This window comes from Citrobacter sp. Igbk 16, from assembly GCF_028069755.1.
In the GTDB taxonomy this organism is placed as follows: domain Bacteria; phylum Pseudomonadota; class Gammaproteobacteria; order Enterobacterales; family Enterobacteriaceae; genus Citrobacter.
In genome coordinates this window covers 24,096-32,696 of record NZ_JANEWJ010000043.1, presented here as the reverse complement: position 1 = coordinate 32,696, position 8,601 = coordinate 24,096, and the positions used below count along the sequence as shown (strand labels likewise).

At 53.7% G+C, this 8,601-nt stretch carries 8 protein-coding genes; 3 read left to right on the top strand and 5 right to left on the bottom strand.

Annotation, left to right across the window (positions count from 1 at the left end):
• Positions 1-444 precede the first annotated feature (444 nt).
• A complete protein-coding gene (gene purH / locus NNO03_RS20790) occupies positions 445-2,034 on the top strand; it encodes a bifunctional phosphoribosylaminoimidazolecarboxamide formyltransferase/IMP cyclohydrolase (protein WP_271450407.1) in 1,590 nt (529 codons plus the stop codon).
• A gap of 15 nt (positions 2,035-2,049) precedes the next feature.
• Complete coding sequence (gene purD / locus NNO03_RS20785) at positions 2,050-3,339, top strand: phosphoribosylamine--glycine ligase (protein ID WP_271450406.1); 1,290 nt, start codon at positions 2,050-2,052, stop codon at positions 3,337-3,339.
• Here purD and zraR read toward each other — a convergent pair.
• Positions 3,336-4,661 (bottom strand): sigma-54-dependent response regulator transcription factor ZraR, encoded by a 1,326-nt coding sequence (gene zraR, locus NNO03_RS20780; RefSeq protein ID WP_271450405.1) that lies wholly within the window; start codon positions 4,659-4,661, stop codon positions 3,336-3,338. The two genes, purD and zraR, sit on opposite strands and share 4 nt — an antisense overlap.
• A 5-nt stretch (positions 4,662-4,666) precedes the next feature.
• A complete protein-coding gene (zraS, locus tag NNO03_RS20775; RefSeq protein WP_271450404.1) occupies positions 4,667-6,052 on the bottom strand; it encodes a two-component system sensor histidine kinase ZraS in 1,386 nt (461 codons plus the stop codon).
• A 264-nt stretch (positions 6,053-6,316) separates the two neighbouring features.
• On the opposite strand from zraS, the gene zraP reads away from it, so the two are divergent.
• Complete coding sequence (zraP, locus tag NNO03_RS20770; RefSeq protein ID WP_271450409.1) at positions 6,317-6,754, top strand: zinc resistance sensor/chaperone ZraP; 438 nt, start codon at positions 6,317-6,319, stop codon at positions 6,752-6,754.
• A 75-nt stretch (positions 6,755-6,829) separates the two neighbouring features.
• On the opposite strand, the gene NNO03_RS20765 is transcribed toward zraP, so the two are convergent.
• From NNO03_RS20765 to NNO03_RS20755, 3 genes are all read right to left on the bottom strand, one after another.
• On the bottom strand, positions 6,830-7,525 hold the full coding sequence (locus NNO03_RS20765; RefSeq protein ID WP_271450408.1) for a DUF1481 domain-containing protein: 696 nt from the start codon (positions 7,523-7,525) through the stop codon (positions 6,830-6,832).
• An 11-nt stretch (positions 7,526-7,536) separates the two neighbouring features.
• Positions 7,537-7,809, bottom strand: coding sequence for a nucleoid-associated protein HU-alpha (gene hupA, locus NNO03_RS20760; RefSeq protein WP_001044509.1), 273 nt, complete (start codon positions 7,807-7,809; stop codon positions 7,537-7,539).
• A 186-nt stretch (positions 7,810-7,995) separates the two neighbouring features.
• Positions 7,996-8,586 carry a YjaG family protein gene (locus tag NNO03_RS20755; protein WP_003842015.1) on the bottom strand — a complete coding sequence of 197 codons (591 nt, stop codon included), beginning with the start codon at positions 8,584-8,586 and terminating at the stop codon, positions 7,996-7,998.
• Positions 8,587-8,601 lie beyond the last annotated feature (15 nt).

The window sequence follows — 8,601 nt, the reverse complement described above, 5'->3', positions numbered from 1 at the left end:
TATATTACGCTTTCCTCTTTCAGAGTCAACCCTGAATTTCAGGATTTTTCTCTTCAACCGGACCGGCTGTTTGTGTGAAGTGATTCACATCCGCCGTGTCGATGGAGGCGCATTATAGGGAGTTTCCTGTGGCCCGCAACCCTTAAATGACAGAAAAATGACTGACTGCTGCATTCCACAGCAAAAGCCTGCCTTATACCCATTTACACACAGAGTTATCCACAAACCGCCCCCTCCTTTCTGCGATCATCTCTCTGCCAAAGCGGCGTTATATAGGAAGAAGCAGGTGTCTGAATCGAAAATTAAAAATTCGCGAGCGTTGCGCAAACGTTTTCGTTACAATGCCACCGCACAACAAGGATGCCCCGTAAGGGGCGTTAGCTGAGTTTTTACGCAAGAATTCACCTAACGCTCTCTGTAATAGTCAAATCCAGGGGATTTACCATGCAACAACGTCGTCCAGTCCGCCGCGCTCTGCTCAGTGTTTCTGACAAGGCCGGTATCATCGAATTCGCTCAGGCACTTTCCGCACGTGGTGTGGAGCTGCTTTCTACAGGTGGCACCGCACGCCTGTTAGCAGAGAAAGGTCTGCCAGTGACCGAAGTTTCCGATTACACCGGTTTCCCGGAAATGATGGATGGACGCGTAAAGACCCTGCATCCAAAAGTACACGGTGGCATCCTCGGTCGTCGCGGCCAGGACGATGCCATTATGGAACAGCACCACATTGCCCCTATCGATATGGTTGTCGTTAACCTGTATCCGTTCGCCGAGACCGTTGCCCGTGAAGGCTGCTCGCTGGAAGATGCAGTAGAGAACATCGATATCGGCGGCCCGACCATGGTGCGCTCCGCAGCCAAGAACCATAAAGATGTTGCCATCGTGGTGAAGAGCAGCGACTACGACGCCATTATTAAAGAGATGGATGCCAACGAAGGCTCTCTGACCCTCGACACCCGTTTCGATCTCGCGATTAAAGCTTTCGAACACACCGCCGCCTACGACAGCATGATTGCCAACTACTTCGGCAGCATGGTTCCGGCTTACCACGGCGAAAGCAAAGAAGCCGCCGGTCGCTTCCCGCGTACGCTGAACCTGAACTTCATTAAGAAGCAGGATATGCGCTACGGTGAGAACAGCCACCAGCAGGCAGCCTTCTATATAGAAGAGAACGTCAAAGAAGCGTCAGTGGCAACGGCGCAGCAGGTACAGGGCAAAGCGCTCTCCTATAACAACATCGCTGATACCGATGCCGCCCTGGAATGTGTGAAAGAGTTCAGCGAACCGGCCTGTGTTATCGTTAAGCACGCGAACCCATGCGGCGTCGCGGTAAGCACCTCTATTCTTGATGCCTATGATCGCGCCTACAAAACAGACCCGACCTCCGCGTTCGGCGGCATCATTGCCTTTAACCGCGAGCTGGATGCTGAAACCGCGCAGGCCATCATCTCCCGCCAGTTCGTGGAAGTGATTATCGCCCCATCAGCAACTGAAGAAGCGCTGAAGATCACCGCCGCTAAACAAAACGTTCGCGTCCTGACCTGCGGCCAGTGGGCACAGCGCGTGCCGGGCCTCGACTTCAAACGCGTGAACGGCGGCCTGCTGGTGCAGGATCGCGACTTAGGTATGGTGACCGAAGGTGACCTGCGCGTGGTGTCCAAACGCCAGCCGACCGAGCAGGAACTGCGCGATGCGCTGTTCTGCTGGAAGGTGGCGAAGTTCGTGAAATCCAACGCCATTGTCTATGCCAAAGAGAACATGACCATCGGGATAGGCGCAGGCCAGATGAGCCGCGTTTACTCCGCCAAAATCGCAGGGATTAAAGCCGGTGATGAAGGTCTGGAAGTGAAAGGTTCCGCCATGGCTTCCGACGCCTTCTTCCCGTTCCGCGACGGTATTGATGCCGCAGCTGCCGTTGGCGTGAGCTGCGTTATCCAGCCTGGTGGTTCTATCCGCGATGACGAAGTGATTGCCGCTGCCGATGAACATGGCATCGCGATGATCTTCACCGACATGCGCCACTTCCGCCATTAATTCACGGAGCAGACGATGAAAGTATTAGTCATTGGTAACGGTGGGCGCGAGCACGCCCTGGCGTGGAAAGCGGCTCAGTCTCCACAGGTTTCCACCGTCTTTGTCGCACCGGGTAATGCCGGAACCGCACTGGAGCCTGCACTACAAAACGTGGCCATCAGTGTGACCGATATTCCGGCGCTGCTGAGCTTTGTCCAAAACGAGAAGATCGATCTGACTATTGTCGGCCCGGAAGCACCGCTGGTGATAGGCGTGGTTGACGCCTTCCGCGCCGCAGATCTTAAGATCTTCGGCCCAACCAAAGGTGCAGCACAACTGGAAGGTTCTAAAGCCTTCACCAAAGATTTCCTTGCTCGTCATAACATCCCGACGGCGGAGTATCAGAACTTCACCGAGATCGAACCCGCGCTGGCCTATCTGCGTGAGAAAGGCGCGCCGATTGTGATTAAGGCCGACGGCCTGGCAGCCGGTAAAGGCGTTATCGTCGCGATGACTCTCGAAGAAGCAGAAGCCGCCGTACACGATATGCTGGCGGGTAACGCCTTTGGCGACGCGGGCCACCGCATTGTTATCGAAGAGTTCCTCGACGGTGAAGAAGCGAGCTTTATCGTGATGGTCGACGGTGAGCACGTGCTGCCGATGGCCACCAGCCAGGACCACAAACGCGTAGGTAACGGCGATATCGGCCCGAACACCGGCGGTATGGGGGCTTACTCACCAGCACCGGTGGTAACTGATGAAGTGCATCAGCGCACCATGGAACGCATTATTTGGCCAACGGTAAAAGGTATGGCGGCGGAAGGGAATACCTACACAGGTTTCCTGTATGCGGGTCTGATGATCGACAAACAGGGTAATCCAAAGGTTATCGAGTTCAACTGCCGCTTCGGCGATCCGGAAACCCAGCCGATCATGCTGCGCATGAAATCGGATCTGGTCGATCTGTGCCTCGCAGCCTGTGACGGCAAACTGGATGAGAAAACCTCCGAGTGGGATGAGCGTGCTTCTTTGGGCGTGGTCATTGCCGCGGGCGGTTATCCTGGCAACTACCACACGGGTGATGAGATCCACGGTTTGCCGTTAGAAGAAATCGAAGGCGCTAAAGTATTCCATGCGGGTACGAAATTGTCAGATGACGATCGCGTGCTGACCAACGGCGGTCGCGTACTGTGCGCCACCGCATTGGGGCATACCGTTGCCGAAGCACAGAAACGCGCTTATGCCTTAATGACCGATATCCGCTGGGATGGCAGTTTTAGCCGTAACGACATCGGCTGGCGCGCCATTGAACGCGAGCAGCGCTAACGCGAAATTTTCGCCAGCAGCGTTTTGCGAGTAATACCTAACTGACGGGCGGCTTCTGTTTTGTTGCCGCCCGTTTTTTCCAGCGCCGCCAGGATCACCTCTTTTTCAACATCCACCAGCGGTTGGATCTCACCACTGAACTCTGCTTTTATCGGTGTTGCTGCGATTGCCATCGGCAGCTCACGCTCAGAGATATATTCCCCCGTCAGCAACACTACCGCCCGTTCAATCGCATTTTCCAGCTCGCGAATGTTCCCCGGCCAATCATAGTGGATCAACAGATCCATCGCCTGTGGCGTAAAGCCTTTCACCGCTTTGCGGTTACGTTCGGCAAAGCGCTGGAGAAAATACTCAGCCAGCAGCGGAATATCTTCCCGACGCTGGCGTAAGGCAGGCATTTCAATGGTGACGACGTTCAGGCGATAGTAGAGATCCTGACGAAAGCGCCCGGCGCTGACTTCTTCCGCAAGGCAGCGATGCGTGGCGGCAATCAGCCGAACATCAACTGCAATAGTCTGGTTGCTGCCAACACGCTGAACTTCCCGCTCCTGAATCGCTCGCAGCAGGCGAACTTGCATCAACGGTGAGATATCGCCAATCTCATCAAGAAATAACGTGCCGCCATCGGCTTCAACAAAGCGCCCTTCCCGGCGTTTATCCGCACCGGTAAAAGCACCTTTCTCATGACCAAACAGCTCGGACTCCAGCAGCGACTCATTAAGCGCCGCACAGTTGAGCGTCACCAGTGGTTTCTCACTGCGCGCGCTGCTGGCATGCAGTGCCCGAGCCACCAGCTCTTTCCCCGTCCCGGAATCGCCATGAATAAGTACTGTGGCGTCCGACGGGGCCACCATCGCAATCTCATTAAGCAGTTGCTGCATCGCCGGGCTTCTACCAATCATGCCAAACTGCGCAGCCGTTGCCGACGGCAGTTCCGCACCACTTTCCCGCGTATGTGCCAGTGCCTTTTCCAGCGTGTCCTGCAGACGGTCAAAATCCAGCGGTTTGATTAAGTAATCCAGCGCACCGGTTTTCAGTGCTTCTACGGCGGTCTCCACACTGGAGAAAGCCGTCATAATCAACACTGGAATAGCTGGGTTCAGCGCCTTGATCTCTTTGAGCGTCTCGATGCCGTCCATCTCCGCCATGCGCACATCGCATAGCACTAGATCGAAAACATGTTCACGCACCTGCTCCAGCGCCGCGCGCCCGCTATAGGCCAGCGCGACCTCATAACCCCAGCCACGTAGCAGCGCCTGTAAAATAGTGCAGTGGCTGATATCGTCATCCACCACCAGAATATCGATTTTTCCGCGCGTCATCCTTGTTAATCCTGTTGTTTCGCTTTCGTCGGCAGCCAGAGAGTAAAGACCGCTCCCTTGCCTTCAACGCTTGCCACCTGAATGGTTCCACCATGCTGTTCGATAATGTTCTGCACAACCGCCAACCCCAGCCCCGTACCATCGGCTTTGGTCGTAAAGTAAGGTGTAAATATCGCCTCCAGCTGCTCAGGTGCAATCCCCTTTCCGCTATCGGCAACCACAATTTTAACGCGTTCGGCACTGCATTCACTCACTTCAACCGTAATCGTGCCCTGGTGGCCAATCGCATGAATGGCGTTCAGATACAGATTCAGCAGGACCTGCGTTAGCCGGTCAGGATCGGCCTGAATAGTTGGCAGTGCAGGATGTACCGTAAACCGTAGCTGAATTTCCCGACTTTGAGCATCCTGACTTACCAGATGCAATGAGTGAGTGATGACCTCATTGAGATCCACTTTCTGGAGCGCGAGGTGCGCGGGTTTCACCAGTTCAAGGAGTTCGCTCACCACCCGATTTAAGCGGTCTGCCTCTTTCGCCATGACCTGCGCCAGCTCGTGTGACTCGCCTCCTGCCGGAGTACGTTCGGCAAAATACTTCGCCAGACCTTTGATGGAAGACAGCGGATTACGAATTTCATGTGCAACCCCTGCCGCCAGATGCCCAAGCGCCATCAGTTTTTCTTTCCGCTTCATCGCATCCTGCAATTCCTTGTACGAACGCTGATAGCGCTGGTACCAGAAAAATGTAAGTACCGTTGCCAGCAGTACAGCCGCCAGCGCAGAGAGGACAATCAGCGTGTTACGCCACTCTCTTGCCTGGGTCGCCGCCAGATCGCTGGCATCAAAGGCGATAAAAATGGTTTGTGAAGGCGTGGTTATCTGTCCGTCATTGCTGGCACAACGCGCCATGCCATGTCGCCCAGGACCATACAGTGGCTGAAACTGGCGATAAATTTCCAGGGCTGGCGTTTTTTCACCATCCCTCGCTGGAATTTCAATATTCCGCCAGCGTTCTTGTTCCTCTGGCTTTAACTGCCGCAGGACATCCGGTGTATAGAGTGACTTTCCAACCATCGCAGAATTACTGTGAGCCATGATCACACCATGCTCATCCACAACAGCAAACCATAATACGCCCGGCTGCACGGCCATTTCCTCCAACAGCGTCTGCTGCTGAGCATGGTGCATGCGCATACCCATGCCCACACGCGTACCGGACTCCAGGGCACGAATCAGCACACTCCCTTTTTCCAGCAGCGTTTGCCGGGCAGCGTCACTTTCGCGGCCATAATCCCGAATGGTCATGATAGAAAACCAGCCAACTAAAATCAGGATTGCCGCCAGCAAGAATCTGCTCAGCCACTTTGCCGCCGTGTCTTTATACAGACGCATATGCACTTCCTTTCCCACCGTGTCCTTTCTTCGTTTCAGGTATACAGCAGAAATCATGCCATTTTTTACCCCTGATAACCCTGCCCTCGGACACAAACCGCTGAAAGTCAGCGGGTAAAAATGACCCGCTGGTTACGCTCGGGCGAGTCATTTTTACTCACTTTGCACCAGGCACACCACGCGTGATGCCTGCAGAACGGGGGCCTCCAGTCTGGCACGGATGATGCAATAAGGAATGTAAGATAACCAACAGGAGAACGAATGATGAAACGGAATAATAAACTGGCGCTGATTGTACTCTCGCTGATTGCTCTGGGTTCTACCCCGGCGCTGGCACAACATCACTGGGGGTATGGTGATGGTATGCAGCAACGTGGCGGTACGCCTATGACCACCGAACAACAGGCGGCGGCTCAGAAAATCTATGATGATTACTACGCGCAGACCAGCACCTTACGCCAACAACTGACATCTAAACGCTACGAATACAATGCGTTGCTAACAGCCAGTTCGCCAGACACGGCAAAAATTAATGCGGTAGCAAAAGAGATGGAGGCGTTGAATCAATCGCTGGATGAGCAGCGCGTTAAGCGCGATGTCGCAATGGCACAGGCGGGTATACCTCGTGGAGCCGGAATGGGCTACGGCGGATGCGGTGGTAACTATCGCGGCGGTGGTCATATGGGGATGGGGCACTGGTAAAGGACTTAGTGCCTGATGGCGCTATGCTAATCAGGCCTACAGATGGATAAGGCGCATTTGCGTCATCATCCGGCGTTAAAATGTTTTCTCTTTCGGCTGCCAGTGACAAAAATCCTCATTGGCAACCAGCAGCAACTGTGACCCTTCGGGCGCTTCCAGCCATGCCACGCTCACATCGACTGACGAGCGGCTCTGGCGGCGCTCAATATGGTTTATCGCCCACGAATCTAAATCGGGCTTAATGGTCTCGCCTTCACACGTAGTCACCGTGCGTTCGGCGCCATGCCAGCGTCCCTGATGTAAGATCACCCGTCCCTGACGCAGCGCATCGCTGGTCTTGCGGATTTGATCGGCACGATAGCGGTACAACGCAATTTGATCGCTGGAAAGCTGCTGCTTTTGTCCGGCAACTTCACGTTGCATGAAACTCAGTTCGCCGCGGTCATCAAAGCGGATGCGAATATGTTCCGGCGGTTTACTGTAAACATTAAGTTCTATCAGAGAGAGCATATCTCCCTGCCAGCGGTATTCACTGGTGGTAGTGTCGCCGTTACGCCACGGACTCAATACCGAGAGCAAGTGAACATCGTCACTGGAATCTTTACGCCAGACACGCACCGCCCCCTGCTCGCCAACATAACCGCTGGCCGTGAACGGAGGAAGCTCGGAATGGCGACTACAGGCCGACAGCAACAGCACACCTGAAAGCCAGAGCGTATGACGCCAGATGGACAAAAGGGGCGAAACCGCCCCTTCGTTAAAACTGTTCACTGCCACGCGAATTACTTAACCGCGTCTTTCAGTGCTTTACCAGAAACAAATGCCGGTACGTTAGCTGCGGCGATTTTGATTTCTTTACCGGTCTGCGGGTTGCGGCCAGTGCGCTCAGCACGGTGGTTCACTTTGAAGGTACCGAAACCAACCAGTTGTACAGCATCGCCTTCTTTCAGAGACTCAGTAATAGCAGCCAGAGTGGATTCCAGAGCAGCTTTAGCCTGTGTTTTAGACAGTTCTGCTTTGTCTGCAATTACATCAATCAGTTGAGTCTTGTTCATAAGTTATCCTTACAATGTGTTTATCGCTTGCTAAGCATCGAGTGCGACGGAAATGCCAGAAAAGCACTCTCCTGCATACACGCACCGATAGCCACTTTTTTTCGCCCCCCAAATGTAGACCAGACGGGGGGCGGATGGGAAGCCTTCAGGCACGACAAATCAGGCGTTAAATCACGTTTTGTTGTGTCATTGCTGAAAATTTATACCAATATTGCTCTCGCCAGCCTCGCGCAGGTCTGCTCGCAGCCCTTTTATCAGCTCAATATCGCGTTCTTCACAGTCAGCCAAAAGTCGGAATATTTCCCACTGGATATCCCATTCTTGCTCAACGGCAGGGTTTTCTTTTAGCTCTTCATCGGTCATTTCGCGACCGGCCTGGGTCATTTCCAGCATCGCTACTGTGGTAATTGAAGCCTTACTGACTTCAATGGCGTGTTCCAGCGTTTCACCGCTAAGACGTGAATGCATCAGTTCGCTTAATGCCACGCAGGCATCAATCGCAGGATAAACACCATACAGATCGTAATCATCTGCCGACGGGATAGCCTCTTCAAACTTTTCCAGTTGGCTGTCGAAATTGATTTTGGCATCTTTAACCGTCAGCGCTTCCCAAATCAAATCCAGGATTCGACGATAAATCTGGCCATCACCAAATTCAGTTTGCTTGCAAAACATCGCGTAGTTGGGATACATGCGCTCGCACAGGCAGGCCATAAACGTAACGTGCTGCCAGCTTTCCAGCTTCTCCAGACGCAAGTGAATCGGGTTTTGTAACATGATGAGTTCTCAAAT

Excerpts from the sequence above, each read along its gene's own strand:
- purH (WP_271450407.1), top strand. The coding sequence starts at position 445 with ATGCAACAACGTCGTCCAGTCCGCCGCGCTCTGCTCAGTGTTTCTGAC.
- purD (WP_271450406.1), top strand. The coding sequence starts at position 2,050 with ATGAAAGTATTAGTCATTGGTAACGGTGGGCGCGAGCACGCCCTGGCG.
- zraR (WP_271450405.1), bottom strand. The coding sequence starts at position 4,661 with ATGACGCGCGGAAAAATCGATATTCTGGTGGTGGATGACGATATCAGC.
- zraS (WP_271450404.1), bottom strand. The coding sequence starts at position 6,052 with ATGCGTCTGTATAAAGACACGGCGGCAAAGTGGCTGAGCAGATTCTTG.
- zraP (WP_271450409.1), top strand. The coding sequence starts at position 6,317 with ATGAAACGGAATAATAAACTGGCGCTGATTGTACTCTCGCTGATTGCT.
- hupA (WP_001044509.1), bottom strand. The coding sequence starts at position 7,809 with ATGAACAAGACTCAACTGATTGATGTAATTGCAGACAAAGCAGAACTG.
- NNO03_RS20755 (WP_003842015.1), bottom strand. The coding sequence starts at position 8,586 with ATGTTACAAAACCCGATTCACTTGCGTCTGGAGAAGCTGGAAAGCTGG.